Annotated in this window: 14 protein-coding genes and 1 pseudogene; 7 read left to right on the forward strand and 8 right to left on the reverse strand. The window is 56.6% G+C overall.

All coding sequences use genetic code 11. From position 1 onward, the window contains the following. Positions 1-9 precede the first annotated feature (9 nt). The 6 genes and pseudogenes from fixC (at position 10) to folA (ending at position 5,888) form a co-directional block, all read left to right on the forward strand. Positions 10-1,296 (forward strand): FAD-dependent oxidoreductase FixC, encoded by a 1,287-nt coding sequence (gene fixC / locus GM30_RS18360; protein WP_049849801.1) that lies wholly within the window; start codon positions 10-12, stop codon positions 1,294-1,296. Next, a complete protein-coding gene (fixX, locus tag GM30_RS18365; protein ID WP_049849802.1) occupies positions 1,293-1,580 on the forward strand; it encodes a ferredoxin-like protein FixX in 288 nt (95 codons plus the stop codon). Before fixC ends, fixX begins: the two co-directional genes overlap by 4 nt. Positions 1,581-1,649: 69 nt before the next feature. Next, positions 1,650-2,975: an MFS transporter gene (locus GM30_RS18370; RefSeq protein ID WP_049849803.1), complete on the forward strand. Its 1,326-nt coding sequence runs from the start codon at positions 1,650-1,652 to the stop codon at positions 2,973-2,975. Positions 2,976-3,050: 75 nt separating this feature from the next. Then, positions 3,051-3,581, forward strand: coding sequence for a glutathione-regulated potassium-efflux system oxidoreductase KefF (gene kefF, locus GM30_RS18375; RefSeq protein WP_049849804.1), 531 nt, complete (start codon positions 3,051-3,053; stop codon positions 3,579-3,581). Then, positions 3,574-5,311: pseudogene (locus tag GM30_RS18380) on the forward strand (monovalent cation:proton antiporter-2 (CPA2) family protein). The gene kefF and the pseudogene GM30_RS18380 overlap by 8 nt, the downstream one beginning before the upstream one ends. A 196-nt stretch (positions 5,312-5,507) precedes the next feature. Beyond that, positions 5,508-5,888 carry a type 3 dihydrofolate reductase gene (folA, locus tag GM30_RS18385; RefSeq protein ID WP_049849805.1) on the forward strand — a complete coding sequence of 127 codons (381 nt, stop codon included), beginning with the start codon at positions 5,508-5,510 and terminating at the stop codon, positions 5,886-5,888. A 33-nt stretch (positions 5,889-5,921) separates the two neighbouring features. Here the strand turns inward: folA and apaH are convergent, their stop codons facing one another. The 6 genes from apaH to lptD form a co-directional block, all read right to left on the reverse strand. Next, positions 5,922-6,773: a bis(5'-nucleosyl)-tetraphosphatase (symmetrical) ApaH gene (gene apaH, locus GM30_RS18390; protein WP_049849806.1), complete on the reverse strand. Its 852-nt coding sequence runs from the start codon at positions 6,771-6,773 to the stop codon at positions 5,922-5,924. 4 nt (positions 6,774-6,777) lie between these two features. Next, positions 6,778-7,155 carry a Co2+/Mg2+ efflux protein ApaG gene (apaG, locus tag GM30_RS18395; RefSeq protein ID WP_049849807.1) on the reverse strand — a complete coding sequence of 126 codons (378 nt, stop codon included), beginning with the start codon at positions 7,153-7,155 and terminating at the stop codon, positions 6,778-6,780. Between the two features lie 3 nt (positions 7,156-7,158). After that, positions 7,159-7,980: a 16S rRNA (adenine(1518)-N(6)/adenine(1519)-N(6))-dimethyltransferase RsmA gene (gene rsmA / locus GM30_RS18400; protein WP_049849808.1), complete on the reverse strand. Its 822-nt coding sequence runs from the start codon at positions 7,978-7,980 to the stop codon at positions 7,159-7,161. Then, the gene (gene pdxA, locus GM30_RS18405) at positions 7,977-8,963 is read right to left on the reverse strand and encodes a 4-hydroxythreonine-4-phosphate dehydrogenase PdxA (RefSeq protein ID WP_049849809.1); all 987 of its coding nucleotides are present in this window, start codon (positions 8,961-8,963) and stop codon (positions 7,977-7,979) included. Before pdxA ends, rsmA begins: the two co-directional genes overlap by 4 nt. Further along, positions 8,963-10,249, reverse strand: coding sequence for a peptidylprolyl isomerase SurA (surA, locus tag GM30_RS18410; protein WP_049849810.1), 1,287 nt, complete (start codon positions 10,247-10,249; stop codon positions 8,963-8,965). Before surA ends, pdxA begins: the two co-directional genes overlap by 1 nt. 54 nt (positions 10,250-10,303) lie before the next feature. After that, positions 10,304-12,691 (reverse strand): LPS assembly protein LptD, encoded by a 2,388-nt coding sequence (lptD, locus tag GM30_RS18415; RefSeq protein ID WP_049849811.1) that lies wholly within the window; start codon positions 12,689-12,691, stop codon positions 10,304-10,306. Between the two features lie 223 nt (positions 12,692-12,914). Between lptD and djlA the strand changes: the two genes are divergently transcribed. Beyond that, entirely contained in the window at positions 12,915-13,733 is an 819-nt protein-coding gene (gene djlA / locus GM30_RS18420) for a co-chaperone DjlA (RefSeq protein WP_049849812.1), read from the forward strand. A gap of 33 nt (positions 13,734-13,766) precedes the next feature. On the opposite strand, the gene rluA is transcribed toward djlA, so the two are convergent. After that, positions 13,767-14,426: a bifunctional tRNA pseudouridine(32) synthase/23S rRNA pseudouridine(746) synthase RluA gene (rluA, locus tag GM30_RS18425; protein ID WP_049849813.1), complete on the reverse strand. Its 660-nt coding sequence runs from the start codon at positions 14,424-14,426 to the stop codon at positions 13,767-13,769. Positions 14,427-14,439: 13 nt separating this feature from the next. Continuing rightward, positions 14,440-17,346: an RNA polymerase-associated protein RapA gene (gene rapA, locus GM30_RS18430; protein ID WP_049849814.1), complete on the reverse strand. Its 2,907-nt coding sequence runs from the start codon at positions 17,344-17,346 to the stop codon at positions 14,440-14,442. Positions 17,347-17,471 lie beyond the last annotated feature (125 nt).

The following is a 17,471-nucleotide window of genomic DNA, read 5'->3' on the forward strand; positions in this document are numbered from 1 at the left end:
GGAGTCGTTATGTCCGAAGATATCTTCGATGCCATCATCGTTGGCGCGGGGCTGGCCGGTTCCGTCGCTGCGCTGATGCTCGCCAGGGAAGGAGCGCAGGTTCTGCTGATAGAGCGCGGAAATGTCGCTGGCGGGAAAAACATCACCGGTGGGCGAATGTATGCCCACAGTCTGGAACGCATCATTCCAGGGTTTGCTGAACACGCCCCGGTGGAACGCGTGATCACCCGCGAAAAACTCTCTTTTATGACCGAAAGCGGTGCCGTGACCGTCGACTATTTCAACGGCGACGAGCGCAAGCCGGGCGAGGTTTCCTGGTCGGTGCTGCGTGGGAAATTCGACGCCTGGCTGATGGCGCAGGCCGAGGATGCCGGCGCGCAATGCATTACCGGTATTCGCGTCGATCGGCTGGTGGAAAAAGACGGCAAAGTGATCGGCGTTGAAGCCGATGGTGACGTGCTGGAAGCCAGAGTGGTGATCCTCGCGGATGGCGTGAACTCGATCCTCGCTGAGCAACTCGGCATGACGAAACGGGTGGCGGCGGAAAACGTGGCGGTCGGTGTTAAGGAGCTGATCGAACTGCCGAAAGAGGTGCTGGAAAACCGCTTTAATCTGCAGAACAACGAAGGCGTGGCCTGGTTGTTTGCCGGTTCACCCACCGACGGTCTGATGGGCGGCGGGTTCCTCTATACCAACGACTCCACGATTTCCCTCGGGCTGGTCTGCGGCCTGCACCATATCAAAGAGGCGAAGAAATCCGTGCCGCAGATGCTGGAAGATTTCAAACAGCACCCGGCCATCGCCCCGCTGATTGCCGGTGGCAAGATGATCGAATACGCCGCACATGTGGTGCCGGAAGCCGGGCTGCGCATGCAGTCGGAACGGGTTCGCGATGGCGTGTTGATCGCTGGCGACGCCGCAGGCATGTGTATGAATCTCGGCTTTACCATTCGCGGTATGGATTTAGCCATTGCTTCCGGGGAGGCGGCGGCGAAAACCGTGCTGTCGGCAATGGCGCAGGAGGATTTTAGCAAGCAAAGCCTGAGCGCCTATCTGCAGCATCTGGAAGAAGGGCCGCTGCGGGACATGAAAATGTACCAGCGCATGCCCGCGTTTCTCGATAATCCCCGCATGTTCACCGCATACCCGGAAATGGCGGTCGGTATTGCGAAAACACTGTTCACCGTGAGCGGAAAAGCGCCGGTTCCGTTGCGTAAAACCGTCCTGCAGCACGCGAAGCGCGTGGGCTTTATAAATCTGATTAAGGACGGTATTAAGGGAGTGACTGCAATATGAGTACGCCTGTGAATGTGGACGTTAAACTCGGCATCAATAAATTCAATGTCGATGAAGAAAATCCTCACATCATCGTGAAATCGCAACCTGATATGCAGGTGATGGACATATTAGTCAAAGCCTGCCCGGCAGGTTTGTATAAAAAGCAGGACGACGGTTCGGTGCGTTTTGATTATGCCGGATGTCTGGAATGCGGCACCTGCCGAATTCTTGGCCTCGATAGCGCGCTGGAAAAATGGGAATACCCGCGCGGCACCTTCGGTGTGGAATATCGCTACGGCTAAAACATCCCTGTTCTCCCGTTAGCGTCTGCGGCGGGAGCTTTATTTTTGTCAGTGAGACTGGAGGCAGCAATGCAGCCCAGGAATTTCGACGACATTCATTTTACCTCAATACACCGGCGAATCATGCTGTGGGGAAGCGGCGGCCCGTTTCTTGATGGCTACGTGCTGGTGATTATTGGGGTTGCGCTAGGGCAACTGACGCCAGAATTAAAACTGGATGCCGAATGGATTGGTTTACTCGGAGCGGGAACGCTGGCCGGGTTATTTATTGGTACCTCGCTGTTTGGTTATATTTGCGACCGCGTGGGCCGCCGTAAGATGTTTCTCATCGATATTATCGCCATCGGCCTGATTTCGATTGCCACCATGTTTGTCTCGACGCCCGCTGAACTGCTGGTGATGCGCGTGCTGATTGGTATCGTCATCGGTGCGGATTATCCTATTGCGACGTCGATGATTACCGAATTCTCTAATACCCGACAGCGCGCGTTCGCCGTCGGGTTTATTGCCGCGATGTGGTATGTCGGTGCCACCTGCGCCGATCTGGTCGGCTTCTGGCTGCACGACGTCGAAGGCGGATGGCGCTGGATGCTGGGCAGCGCGTTTATTCCCTGCGTCCTGATCCTGATTGGCCGCTTTGATCTCCCTGAATCGCCGCGCTGGTTGCTGCGTAAAGGCAGGATCAAAGAGTGCGAACAGATGATGCTGAAGCTGTTTGGCGAACCGGTGGTGTTCGACGAAGAGACGCAACAGGAAACACGTTTTATGGCCTTGTTCAATAAACGCCATTTTCCCTTTGTGCTGTTCGTGGCGGTGATCTGGACCTGTCAGGTCATTCCGATGTTCGCTATTTATACCTTCGGCCCGCAAATTGTTGGGTTATTAGGCTGGGATCACGGACGCGATGCGGCATTAGGCAATGTAGTGATCAGCCTGTTTTTTATGCTCGGCTGTATTCCGGCGATGTACTGGCTGAATAAAATCGGGCGGCGTCCGTTATTGATTGGCAGTTTCGCCATGATGACGCTGGCGCTGGCGGTGTTAGGGCTGGTGAGTAATCTCGGTATTTGGCTGGTGGTCATCGCCTTCGCGGTTTATGCCTTCTTTTCTGGCGGTCCGGGGATATTACAGTGGCTGTATCCTAATGAGCTCTTTCCGACGGAAATACGCGCTTCGGCAGTCGGGGTCATCATGTCAATCAGCCGTATCGGGACGGTGATTTCCACCTGGGCATTGCCGGTCTTTATTACCGAATATGGCATCAACGCCGTGATGCTGATGGGCGCGTTCATTTCGCTGGTGGGTTTAGCGGTCTCGGTGATATTTGCGCCGGAAACCCGTGGGATGTCGTTAACCAAAACCGCGCAAATGACCATTATGCAGAAATATCACTGACGGCACGCTGCTCGTGTCGTTTTCAGCGGCAATCGCTTATCATTACCTTACGCATTAATGCCTGCTGAGAACGTCATGATTCTAATAATTTATGCCCATCCCTATCCGCATCACTCGCATGCGAATAAACGGATGATTGAGCAGATCAGGGAGCTCGACGGCGTCGAAATCCGTTCGCTTTATCATCTCTACCCCGATTTTAATATCGATGTTGCCGCCGAGCAGGAGGCGCTTTCCCGCGCCGACCTGATCGTCTGGCAACATCCGATGCAATGGTACAGCACGCCGCCGCTGCTCAAATTGTGGATCGACAAAGTGCTTTCCCACGGGTGGGCTTACGGTCACGGCGGCAAGGCGCTGCACGGTAAAAGCCTGATGTGGGCGGTCACTACCGGCGGCGGTGAAAGTCATTTCGACATCGGTTCCCATCCCGGGTTTGACGTGCTGGCGCAACCGCTGCAGGCGACGGCGCTGTACTGCGGCCTGAAGTGGTTGCCGCCGTTTGCCATGCACTGCACCTTTGTTTGCGACGACGAAACGCTGCAGGCGCAGGCGCGCCACTTTAAGCAGCGGTTACTCGACTGGCAGGAGGCGAATCATGGATAGCCATACGCTGATACAGGCGCTGATTTATCTCGGTTCGGCGGCGCTGATCGTACCGATCGCCGTGCGGTTGGGGTTGGGATCGGTGCTCGGGTATCTGATCGCCGGGTGTATTATCGGGCCATGGGGGCTGCGACTGGTCACCGACGCGGAGTCGATTCTTCATTTTGCGGAAATTGGCGTGGTGCTGATGCTGTTCGTCATCGGGCTGGAACTTGACCCGCAGCGACTGTGGAAACTGCGCGCCTCGGTATTTGGCGGCGGTGCGCTGCAGATGGTCGCCTGCGGCGTGCTGATCGGCGGCTTCTGCATGCTGCTCGGCCTTGACTGGAAAGTGGCTGAGCTTATTGGCATGACGCTGGCGCTCTCTTCGACGGCCATCGCCATGCAGGCGATGAACGAGCGCAATCTGACCCTGACGCCGATGGGGCGCGGTGCGTTCGCCGTTCTGCTGTTTCAGGATATCGCCGCAATCCCGTTAGTGGCGATGATCCCGCTGCTGGCGGCCAGTGGTGCTTCAACCACCCTGGGCGCTTTCGCCCTGTCGGCGCTGAAAGTGACAGCGGCGCTGGTGCTGGTGGTTCTGCTGGGCCGTTACGTGACCCGCCCGGTGCTGCGCTTTGTGGCCCGCTCCGGCCTGCGGGAAGTGTTCAGCGCCGTGGCGCTGTTCCTGGTATTTGGTTTCGGCCTGCTGCTGGAAGAGGTCGGGTTGTCGATGGCGATGGGCGCGTTTCTGGCTGGCGTGTTGCTGGCCAGCTCGGAATACCGCCATGCGCTGGAAAGCGATATCGAGCCGTTCAAAGGGCNTGGCGCGTCCGCTGGGCGTGCCGAAGGCGCAGCGTCGCTGGTTTGCCGTGCTGTTAGGGCAGGGCAGTGAGTTCGCGTTTGTGGTGTTTGGCGCGGCGCAGATGGCAAATGTACTCGATCCTGAGTGGGCGAAAGCGCTGACGCTGGCGGTGGCGCTATCGATGGCGGCGACGCCGATCCTACTGGTGCTGCTGACCCGCCTTGAGCAATCCGGCAGCGGCCAGGAGCGCGAAGCCGATGAGATCGACGAAGAACAACCGCGCGTGATCATCGCCGGGTTTGGCCGCTACGGGCAGATCGCCGGTCGTCTGCTGCTCTCCAGCGGTGTGAAAATGGTCATCCTCGATCACGATCCTGACCACGTTGATACCCTGCGTAAATTCGACATGAAGGTCTTTTACGGCGACGCGACGCGGGTTGATCTGCTTGAATCCGCCGGTGCCGCGAAAGCCGAAGTGCTGATCAACGCCATTGACGATCCACAAACCAGCCTGCAATTGACAGCGCTGGTGAAGGAGCACTTCCCGACGCTGAAAATCATCGCCCGCGCCCGCGATGTGGATCATTACATCCAGTTGCGTCAGGCGGGGGTTGAAGCGCCTGAGCGTGAAACCTTTGAGAGCGCGCTGAAATCCGGCCGTATGACGCTGGAAGCGCTGGGACTCGGGCCGTACGAAGCACGCGAGCGCGCTGACCTGTTCCGTCGCTTTAACGAGCGAATGGTGGAGGAGATGGTGGATATGGCGGAAGAAGACGATGCGTCCTTTGCCGCGGCGTATAAGCGCACCAGTGCGATGCTGACCGACATCATCAACGAAGACCGCAATCATCTGTCGATTATTCAGCGCCATGGCTGGCAGGGAACGGAAGAGGGAAAACACTCCGGTAATACCGATGATGAACCCGAGGCCAGGCCAACGACGTAAAAGTAAAGTGTGATGTTACGCACACTTTACGGCTAAGGTTTTGTTTCTTAACCACTGTATTGCTGGCGGTCCATTTCAGGGACGTGGACTCGCCAGCAAATCGAGAATTTTTCGCTTTCTTTACTCTGACCCCAGTCGACGAAAGATATTGCTTTCCGTATAGTGGCGGCAATTTTTTGCATCCGGGAAACTTTCAATGATCAGTCTGATTGCGGCATTAGCGGTGGATCGCGTANTTGGTATGGAAAACGCCATGCCGTGGAATTTGCCAGCCGATCTCGCCTGGTTTAAGCGTAACACCTTAAACAAACCGGTGGTGATGGGGCGTCTGACGTGGGAATCCATTGGTCGTCCACTGCCAGGGCGGAAGAATATTGTTATCAGTAGCCAGCCGGGCACCGACGATCGCGTGCAGTGGGTTAAATCGGTGGAAGACGCCATCGCGGCCTGCGGCGACGTTGACACCCATTTCCCGGATTACGATCCGGATGAATGGGAATCGGTATTCAGCGAATTCCACGACGCCGATGGACAGAACTCGCACAGCTACTGCTTCGAGATTCTGGAACGCCGTTAATGTGTTTCCCTCTCCCTGGCGGGAGAGGGGCAATTATGAGGCTACTGCCTCGTCGTCTTCGCCCAGATCTATCTGGCGATTCGACGGCTGGATAAAATACGCTTTGTCTTCCCAGCGCAGGCAGGTCAACACGCCGCCCCAGCAGCAGCCGGTATCCAGTGCATAAATCCCTTCCGGCGTACCCTGGCCTTCCAGTGACGCCCAGTGTCCAAACACCACGCTGTATTCATCCGTCACCGGCCCTTTCAGGGCAAACCACGGTTTCAGCGGTGCCGGGACGTTTTCCGGTGACTCTTTGCTGTACATGTCCAGTTGCCCGTTCGGGAAACAGTAGCGCATGCGGGTCAGGGCATTGGTGATGAAGCGCAGACGCGCAAGGCCGGTCAGCTCCGTCGACCAGTGGTTTGGCATATCGCCATACATCGCATCAAGGAAGAAGGGGTAGGAGTCGCTGCGCAGCACGGCTTCGACATCGCGGGCGCACTGCTTTGTGGTTTCGATATCCCACTGCGGCGTGACCCCGGCGTGCGCCATCAGCAACTTCTTCTCTTCATCAATTTGCAGCATCGGCTGGCGGCGCAGCCAGTTGATGAGCTCGTCGGCATCCGGCGCTTCCAGCAATGGCGTCAGGCGGTCTTTCGGTTTGTTGCGGCTGATCCCGGCGAACACCGCCAGCAGATGCAGGTCATGATTGCCAAGCACCATCCGGACGCTGTCACCGAGTGATTTAACAAAACGCAGAACTTCTAACGAGCCAGGGCCACGAGCAACAAGGTCGCCAGTCAGCCAAAGGGTGTCACGTTCAGGCGAGAAATCTACCTGTTTCAACAGTGAGATCAGTTCATCGTAGCAACCATGAACGTCACCGATTAAGTATGTCGACATTGTATTAGTGGATTTGAGTTGGTACAGCCAGACGGAATACGGGAATGTCTATCTGGAATGCGTTCCCGTGTAAATCGACCATCTCATAATGGCCTTGCATGGTGCCCAGCGGCGTCTCAATGACGGCACCGCTGGTGTATTGAAATTCTTCGCCAGGGGCGATATGCGGCTGTTCGCCGACCACGCCTTCACCCTGGACTTCGGTTTCCCGACCGTGGCCGTTGGTGATTAACCAGTAACGTCCCTGAAGCTGAACGGACGATCGCCCCAGATTGCGAATGGTGACGGTATAAGCGAAAACGTAGCGGTCTTCGTCCGGGGAGGACTGGGATTCAATGTAGACGCTTTGCACCTGCACACAAACAAGGGGCTTATCGTTCATACTTTAGCTCTCCTTCGGGGGGGCATTGTCGGTCAGCCAGTTCGCCAGCAGGCAATATTGCGCCACTGAAATATTCTCGGCGCGCATGGCCGGATCGATTCCCAGCTCTGTCAGGACCTCAACGCTGAAGACATTTCCCAGACTGTTGCGGATCGTTTTACGACGCTGGTTAAACGCTTCGGTGGTGATGCGGCTCAGCGCGCGCACCTCTTTTACCGGATGCGGCATCACCGCGTGCGGAACCAGACGTACCACGGCGGAATCCACCTTTGGTGGCGGCGTAAACGCGCCTGGCGGCACTTCCAGCACCGGGATCACCTGGCAGTAATACTGCGCCATGACGCTTAATCGACCATACGCCTTACTGTTTGGTCCTGCAACCAGACGATTAACCACCTCTTTTTGCAGCATGAAATGCATGTCTGCAATCGCATCAGTATAGCTAAACAGATGAAACATCAGCGGTGTGGAGATGTTATAGGGCAGGTTACCAAAGACGCGCAGCGGCTGACCCAGCTCCTGCGACAACGTGCCGAAGTCCATGGTCATGGCGTCCTGCTGATAAATGGTCAGCTTCGGCCCGAGGAACGGATGCGTTTTCAGACGCGCGGCGAGGTCGCGGTCAAGCTCGATAACGGTGAGTTTATCCAGGCGCTCGCCAACCGGTTCGGTCAGCGCCGCGAGGCCGGGGCCGATTTCGACCATCGCCTGGCCTTTCTGGGGATTGATGGCCGAGACGATACTTTCGATCACAAACTGATCGTTGAGGAAGTTTTGCCCGAAACGTTTACGGGCTAAGTGGCCCTGATGGACTCGATTATTCATTGAGAGTTAACAATCATTTTGATGGCGAGATTAAGCGCCGTAATAAAACTGCCGACTTCCGCTTCCCCTTTGCCCGCCAGATCAAGGGCGGTACCGTGGTCAACGGAAGTTCGAATAAAAGGCAGACCCAGCGTAATGTTTACGCCACGGCCAAAGCCCTGGTATTTTAGCACGGGCAGGCCCTGATCGTGGTACATTGCGAGCACGGCATCCGCATGGTCGAGATACTTCGGCTGGAAAAGCGTATCGGCAGGCAGCGGGCCGCTCAGATTCATCCCCTTTGCCCGCATCTCTTCCAGCACCGGAATGATGGTGTCTATCTCTTCCGTTCCCATATGGCCGCCCTCACCGGCGTGCGGATTCAGACCGCAAACCAGCACGTGCGGCTGTGCAATACCAAATTTGCTTTGCAGATCATCGTGCAAAATGGTGATCACGTCCCGCAGCAGATCCGGCGTGATAGCGTCGCTGATGGCTTTCAGTGGCAGATGCGTGGTAGCCAGCGCAACGCGTAACTCTTCGGTCGCCAGCATCATCACCACTTTGCTGGCCCGCGAACGTTCCTCAAAGAACTCGGTGTGGCCGGTAAAGGCGATGCCTGCATCGTTGATGATGCCCTTATGCACCGGCCCGGTAATCAGCGCGGAAAATTCGCCGCTCACCGCACCATCGCAGGCGCGGGCCAGCGTTTCGACCACATAGGGGCCGTTAAGCACGTTGAGAACGCCGGGCTCGGCGGGAGCATGCAGGACAATCGGGAGAAGTGTTAACGTCCCCGCGCGCTGCGGGGTAGCGGGTTGCCCGGGTTGATACGGCAGGAGCGTCAACGGCAAACCGAACGTTGCCGCCCGGTTTATGAGTAAATCGCCATCGGCACAGACCACCAGCTCGACCGGCCAGTCGCGCTGAGCGAGCTGGGCCACGAGATCCGGGCCAATCCCGGCGGGGTCGCCGGNNGGAGTGATTACGACACGATGCGTCATTAGTTGCTCAGAATTTTCACATACGCGCTGGCGCGTTGTTCCTGCATCCAGGTCGCGGCTTCTTCCGCAAACTTACGGTTCATCAGCATGCGGTAAGCACGGTCTTTCTGCGCGGCGTCGGTTTTATCGACGTTGCGGGTATCCAGCAGTTCAATCAGATGCCAGCCAAAAGAGGAGTGAACCGGGCCGCTCATCTGGCCTTTGTTCAGCTTGGTCAGTGCATCACGGAACGCCGGATCGTACATGTCTGGCGCGCCCCAGCCTAAATCGCCGCCCTGGTTGGCAGAGCCTGGATCCTGGGAGAACTCTTTCGCCGCGTTAGCAAAACTGGTTTTGCCGCTCTTGATATCCGCCGCGATTTGTTCGATTTTCGCGCGTGCCTGGTCGTCGCTCATGATCGGCGACGGCTTCAGCAGAATGTGACGGGCATGCACTTCAGTGACCGAAATGCTCTGCGACTGACCGCGCAGGTCGTTCACTTTCAGCACGTGGAAACCGACACCAGAACGGATTGGACCGACAACGTCGCCTTTCTTCGCCGTGCTCAGTGCCTGGGCGAAGATAGACGGCAGCTCCTGAATACGGCCCCAGCCCATCTGACCGCCTTTCAGCGCCTGCTGGTCAGCAGAGTAGGTGATCGCCAGCTTGCCGAAGTCCGCGCCGTTACGCGCCTGATCGACAATCGAACGCGCCTGGGTTTCGGCTTCGTTCACCTGATCGGAGGTCGGGTTTTCCGGCAGCGCGATCAGGATGTGGCTCAGATTCAGCTCTGTGCTGGCGTCATTCTGATTGCCCACCTGTTTCGCCAGCGCATCGACTTCCTGCGGCAGCACGGTAATGCGGCGACGCACTTCGTTGTTGCGCACTTCGGAGATGATCATCTCTTTGCGGATCTGGCTACGGTAGGTGTTGTAGTTGATCCCGTCATAGGCCAGACGGCTGCGCATCTGATCCATAGACATGTTGTTCTGTTTGGCGATGTTGCCGATAGCCTGATCCAGCTGTTCGTCAGTCACTTTGACGCCCATTTTCTGGCCCATCTGCAAAACAATCTGGTCCATAATCAGACGTTCGAGGATCTGATGGCGCAACGTGGTGTCATCCGGCAACTGCTGCCCGGCCTGACCGGCGTTAAGCTTCACCGATTGCATCAAACCATCAACGTCACTTTCCAGTACGACGCCGTTATTGACGACGGCAGCTACTTTATCGACAACCTGCGGGGCCGCGAAGCTGGTATTCGCTATCATAGCGAGACCAAGAAGCAGCGTTTTCCAGTTCTTCATACTTTTTCCATTTTTACCCGCCGCAAGGGCGGTTTTCGTTGCAAATTAATGTCATTACAAGGAACTACGATACGGCAGAATATTCGAGCGCAGCATTTGCTGCGTGCCCAGGCCGTAGTTGGAGCTGAGGCCGCGGAGCTCGATGTTGAAGCCAATAACGTTGTCGTATTTGCTCTGGTTGTTTTGTGTATCCCAGCCGTTAAGTTTGCGCTCGTAACCGACGCGGATCGCATAACAGCAGGAGTTGTACTGCACGCCCAGCATCTGGTCAGCAGGTTTATTCGCATTGGTGTCGAAGTAGTAAGCGCCGACGATTGACCAGCGATCAACCAACGGCCAGCTTGCCACCGCGCCTACCTGAGAAATCCCGTCTTTATACTGGGCAGACTGCCAGGTCAGATCTTGCGCGTTTTTTGGTAACGTCGCCTGGATATATTCCGGGCTGGCGTAACGGTAGTTAAACTGAATCAGACGGTCTTCATCACGACGATATTCCACGGTCGCGGTGCTGTTGGCGATGTTGTCCAGACGGGTATCGTACTGCACGCCACCACGCAGACCCCAGCGATCGGAGATGCGCCAGTAGGTATCGCCCGCCCACACCAGCGAGCCGGTTTTGTTGTCTTTTTCCCAGTTGATATTGTCATCACCGGTGCGAGACTCGGTGAAATAGTAGATTTGACCTACTGAAACGTTAAATTGTTCAACTGCAGCTGCATCATAAACGCGAGTTGTGACGCCGGTCGTGACCTGGTTGGCAGACGCGATGCGGTCGAGACCACCATAGGTACGGTCGCGGAACAGGCCGCTGTAGTCTGACTGCAGCAACGAGGAGTCGTAGTTATTAATATTGCTCTGGTCTTTATACGGCACATACAGGTACTGCATGCGCGGCTCCAGCGTCTGGGAATAACCCTCCTCCCAGTTCATCTCACGCTCAAAGACCATTTTGCCATCAACTTTAAACTGCGGCAGCACACGGCTGACGGACTCATCTAGCTGGTTATTTTTGTTGTCGCTGCTTGCGTTCCACGTGTCGAGGTTAGTCTGCTGGTAGTGCGTCGCCATCAGCTTGGCCTCGGTGTTAAGGCTGGCCCAGTCGTTCGACAGCGGCAGGTTAATGACCGGCTCGAGGTGCACACGAGTCGCTTCCGGCTTATTGGACTGGGTATTCACAAAGTGAACCGCCTGACCGTAAATGCGCGTATCAAACGGCCCGACGTCGTTCTGGTACCAGTTCACATCCAGCTGTGGTTCCGCGGAATAGCTGCTGCGGGACTGGCTGTCGAAGACCTGGAACTGTTTGGTTGACACTGTGGCGTTAAAGTTCTGCAGCGCATAACCGACGCTGAATTTTTGCGTCGCGTAGCCGTCGGTACTGGAGCCGTATTTAGAGTCAAAATCGTTGTAGTAGGTGGAGTCGCTGACCTTGGTGTAGTCAACGTTGAAGCGCCACACCTGATCCATCACTCCGGCATGTCGCCAGTAGAACAGCCAGCGGTGTTTACTGTCTTCGCCCGGATGCTGTCCGGCATTGTATTCGTCCTGATACACGCTGTCCGACGGCATGTAGTCAAATTCGACCAGACCCGAACCGGCTTGCGTCAGGTAACGGAATTCGTTCTGCCACTGGATGTTGCCACGTTTATGAATGTAGTGCGGCGTAATGGTGGCATCGAAGTTAGGCGCGATGTTCCAGTAATACGGGAGATAGAATTCGAAATAGTTGGTGGTGCTGTATTTCGCATTAGGGATCAGGAAGCCTGAACGACGCTTATCACCCACCGGCAACTGCAGGTAAGGGCTGTAGAAGACCGGCACCGGGCCGAGCTTAAAGCGCGCGTTCCAGATTTCCGCAACCTGCTCTTCGCGATCGTGGATAACTTCACTCCCCACCACGCTCCAGGTGTTTGAACCTGGCAGACAAGAGGTAAAAGTGCCGTTATCCAGAATGGTATAGCGGTTTTCGCCGCGCTGTTTCATGACGTCAGCGGTACCACGACCCTGACGACCCACCATCTGGTAATCGCCTTCCCAGACGTTGGTGTCTTTAGTATTCAGATTCGACCAGGCTTTCGGACCTTTCAGGATTACCTGATTGTCGTCGTAGTGTACATTGCCCAACGCATCGACCGTGCGCACGGGATCGGGCTGGCCTTCCGCCTGTTTCTGGTGAAGCTGGATCTCATCCGCCTGCAGGCGGCTATTTCCCTGATTCACATCCACATTGCCGGTAAATACCGCGTTATCGGGGTAATCCCCTTTCGCGTGATCGGCATTAATGGTGACGGGTTGATCGTTAGTATCGCCTTGCACCAGAGGACGGTTATAACTTGGTACGCCCAGCATACATTGTGATGCGAGATCGGCAGCCAGACTCTGCTGGCTGTATAAGGCGCTGGCAATCATGGTCGCCAGGAGGGTGGGAATACGTTTTTTCATACGTTGTATTTGTTGTTCCGTCATCTGTGGCATTGCTGGCAAACGGTCAGAGACTAACGTACTCATCATCATGACGCTAGTCTTTATACTCGCCGTTGGCATCCAAATGATGCTGTATATATGTCCGTTTCACACCGGAGGTGTTAGGCACCGTGTCGAATGACGAGTATGATAATGCAAATTTTAGCCGCTGGCATGACGAATTGGACGATTTGGGGAGTATATGCAGTATTGGGGAAAAGTGATCGGTGTTGCCATCGCATTGATGATGGGTGGCGGCTTCTGGGGTGTCGTACTCGGTTTTCTTGTCGGACATATGTTCGATCAGGCTCGCGCTCGTAGACTGAATGGTTTTGCCAGCCAGCAGGCGCGTCAGTCCTTATTTTTCGCGACCACCTTTGAAGTCATGGGACACCTGACCAAATCGAAAGGTCGCGTCACCGAAGCGGATATCCATATCGCCACGCAGCTGATGGATCGCATGAATCTTCATGGCGAATCCCGCGAAGCGGCACAACAGGCGTTTCGCGTCGGTAAAGCGGATAACTACCCGCTGCGGGAAAAGATGCGCCAGCTGCGCAGCGTCTGTTTTGGCCGATTTGATCTGATTCGGATGTTTCTGGAAATTCAGATCCAGGCGGCGTTTGCCGACGGCAGTCTGCACCCGAACGAGCGCGAGGTGCTGTTTGTCATCGCCGACGAGCTCGGCATCTCTCGCCAGCAGTTTGAAATGTTCCTGCGCATGATGCAGGGCGGCGCACAGTTTGGCGGCGGTTATCAGCAGCAATCGCAAGGTGGCGGTGGCTGGCAGCAGGCGCAGCGCGGCCCGACGCTGGAAGACGCCTGTAACGTGCTGGGGGTGAAACCGTCGGACGATAACGCCACTATCAAACGGGCGTACCGCAAGCTGATGGCTGAGCATCACCCGGACAAGCTGGTGGCAAAAGGGTTACCGCCGGAAATGATGGAGATGGCGAAGCAAAAAGCGCAGGAAATTCAGAAAGCGTACGAGCTGATTAAAGAGCAGAAAGGGATTAAATAATCAGACAGGCCCGGCAGGCACCGGGCACTGGACTCAGAAATCGACCGGCGCTTTAAACGTCATGCTGTTGCCGTAGGCCGGATGGGTAATGGTCAGCATTTCAGCATGCAGCAGCAGGCGCGGCGCCATGGCCAGCGCCTCTGGCGAGGCATAAAACCGATCGCCCAGAATAGGGTGGCCCAGCGCCAGCATGTGCACACGCAACTGATGGGAGCGTCCGGTAATCGGTTTGAGCACCACGCGCGCGGTGTTGTCGCTCGCGTATTCCACCACTTCATACCTGGTTTGCGCCGCTTTCCCCGTTTCATAACACACCTTCTGCTTTGGCCGGTTCGGCCAGTCGCATATCAGCGGCAAATCCACGATCCCTTCGGCTTTTTCAGGATGCCCCCACACGCGCGCCACGTACTGCTTTTTCGGCTCGCGCTCGCGGAACTGGCGTTTTAGCTCGCGTTCCGCGTTTTTGGTCAGGGCGACGACAATCACGCCGCTGGTCGCCATATCCAGACGATGCACCGACTCCGCCTGCGGATAATCACGCTGAATGCGGGTCATGATGCTGTCTTTATGCTCTTCCAGACGACCAGGCACGGACAGCAAGCCGCTGGGCTTGTTGACCACCATGATATGGTCATCCTGGTAGAGAATGACCAGCCATGGCTCGGTTGGCGGATGGTAGTTTTCCATTCCCATGCAGGGGCTCCTGTTACTGGTGTGTCACCACAACCAGACGCAGCGCATCGAGACGCCAGCCGGCCTGGGCGAGGCTCTCCATCACCTGCTGACGGTTGCTTTCGATGGCTGCCAGTTCATCGTCACGGATGTTCGGGTTCACGGCTTTCAGCGCTTCCAGACGCGACAGTTCCGCGCTCAGCTTATCATCCGCTTCACTGCGGGCCGCATCAATCAGCGTGCGGGCGGCTTTTTCCACCTGCGCTTCCCCCAGTTGCAGGATCGCATGAACGTCCTGCTGCACGGCATTCACCAGCTTACTGCCGGTATGGCGGTTCACTGCGCTCAGCTGGCGGTTGAAGCTTTCAAATTCCACCTGACCGGCCAGATTGTTGCCGTTCTTATCCAGCAGCATACGCACTGGCGTTGGCGGCAGGAAGCGGTGCAACTGCAGCTGTTTCGGTGCCTGCGCTTCGACCACGTAAATCAGCTCCAGCAGCAGCGTGCCTACCGGTAACGCTTTGTTTTTCAACAGTGAAATAGTGCTGCTGCCGGTATCGCCGGAGAGGATCAGATCGAGGCCGTTGCGGATCAGCGGATGTTCCCAGGTGATGAACTGCGCGTCTTCGCGGGACAGCGCAACGTCACGTTCAAACGTAATGGTGCAGCCATCTTCCGGCAGGCCAGGGAAATCCGGGACCAGCATATGATCGGACGGCGTCAGGACAATCAGGTTTTCGCCGCGATCATCCTGGTTAATGCCGATGATGTCGAACAGGTTCATGGCGAAGTTAATCAGCCCGGTATCGTCATCCTGTTCTTCAATGCTTTCCGCAAGCTGCTGCGCTTTTTCGCCGCCGTTGGAGTGAATTTCCAGCAGACGGTCGCGCCCCTGCTCCAGTTGGGCTTTCAGGGCGTCATGCTGTTCACGGCAGGCTTTGATCAGCTCGTCGAAGCCAACAGTCTCTTCCGGCGCCGCCAGGTAGGTAATCAGCTGGCTGTAGACGCTGTCGTAAATCGCGCGGCCGGTCGGACAGGTGTGTTCGAAGGCGTCGAGACCTTCGTGATACCAGCGCACCAGCACCGACTGGGCGGTTTTTTCCAGATATGGCACGTGGATCTGGATGTCATGCGCCTGACCGATACGGTCGAGACGGCCGATACGCTGTTCCAGCAGATCCGGGTTAAACGGCAGATCGAACATCACCAGATGGCTGGCGAACTGGAAGTTACGGCCTTCAGATCCGATTTCGGAGCACAGCAGCACCTGCGCGCCGGTGTCTTCTTCGGCAAACCAGGCGGCGGCGCGGTCGCGCTCGATAATCGACATGCCTTCGTGGAACACCGCGGCGCGAATGCCTTCACGCTCGCGCAGCACCTGCTCAAGCTGTAGCGCGGTGGTGGCTTTGGCGCAAATCACCAGCACTTTCTGTGAACGGTGACTGGTCAGGTAGCCCATCAGCCACTCGACGCGCGGGTCGAAGTTCCACCAGGTGCCGCTGTCGCCTTCAAATTCCTGATAAATCTGTTCCGGGTAGAGCATGTCACGGGCGCGTTCTTCGGCACTTTTACGGGCACCCATGATGCCGGAGACTTTGATCGCCGTCTGATACTGCGTCGGCAGCGGCAGTTTAATGGTATGCAGCTCGCGTTTCGGGAAGCCTTTCACGCCGTTACGGGTGTTGCGGAACAGCACGCGGCTGGTGCCGTGTCGGTCCATTAGCATGGAGATCAGCTCCTGACGCGCGTCTGCAGCGCCGTCGCGGTCGCTGTTCGCCATTTGCAGCAGCGGCTCAATGTCCTGTTCGCCAATCAGATCGCCAAAGGTGTTCAGTTGCTCATCCGTCAGCCGCGTTCCCGCCAGCAGCAGCGCAACGGCGTCGGCGACCGGGCGGTAATTTTGCTGTTCGGCGACGAACTGGGCGAAGTCGTGGAAACGGTTCGGATCCAGCAGACGCAGACGGGCAAAGTGGCTTTCCAGCCCCAGTTGTTCAGGCGTTGCTGTTAACAGCAGAACGCCCGGCACGCGGGCAGCCAGTAGTTCGATGGCCTGATATTCGCGGCTCGGCGCGGCTTCGCTCCACACCAGATGGTGCGCTTCATCGACCACCATCAGATCCCACTCGGCATCGCACAGATGCTCCAGGCGCTCTTTATTACGGCGCACGAAATCGAGGGAACAGATAACCAGCTGTTCGGTATCAAAGGGGTTGTACGCGTCGTGCTGGGCTTCGGCGTAGCGTTCGTCATCAAACAGCGCAAAGCGCAGGTTGAAGCGACGCAGCATTTCGACCAGCCACTGGTGTTGCAGGGTTTCCGGCACGATAATCAGCACGCGCTCGGCGGCACCAGACAGCAACTGCTGATGCAGCACCATCCCGGCTTCAATGGTCTTTCCCAGACCCACTTCATCCGCCAGCAGTACGCGTGGGGCGTGACGACGACCGACGTCATGCGCGATATGCAACTGGTGCGGGATCAACGACGTGCGCTGGCCGCGCAGACCGCTCCATGGCATGCGGTACTGTTCGCTTTGGTATTTACGTGCGCGGTAGCGCAGGGCAAAACGATCCATACGGTCGATTTGGCCGGCGAACAGGCGATCCTGGGGTTTGCTGAAAACCAGTTTGCTGTCGAGCAGCACTTCACGCAGCGTCACGTTGCTTTCTTGCGTGTCCTGGCGGGTGCCAACATAGGCCAGCAGGCCATTTTCTTCTAAAACTTCATCAACGAGGAGCTGCCAGCCATCATGGCTGGTGACGGTGTCGCCCGGGTTAAACATCACGCGAGTGATGGGGGAGTCGTTGCGCGCGTACAGACGGTTTTCACCTGTCGCCGGGAAAAGAAGGGTCACCATGCGCGTATCCAGCGCTACTACGGTTCCTAATCCCAGTTCGCTCTCTGTATCGCTAATCCAGCGTTGACCAAGTGTAAAAGGCATATTTATTCGGCTCTATCTTTAATTGCAGGCAATAGTTCATCACCGTCGATGATGCTGACGGTAATCAAAATTGGGGCCAGGAATGGAAAGGGCGCTATGGTACTGGAAGCCGATGACTTAGTCAC

The organism is Trabulsiella odontotermitis, from assembly GCF_001188485.1.
Taxonomy (GTDB): domain Bacteria; phylum Pseudomonadota; class Gammaproteobacteria; order Enterobacterales; family Enterobacteriaceae; genus Trabulsiella; species Trabulsiella odontotermitis_A.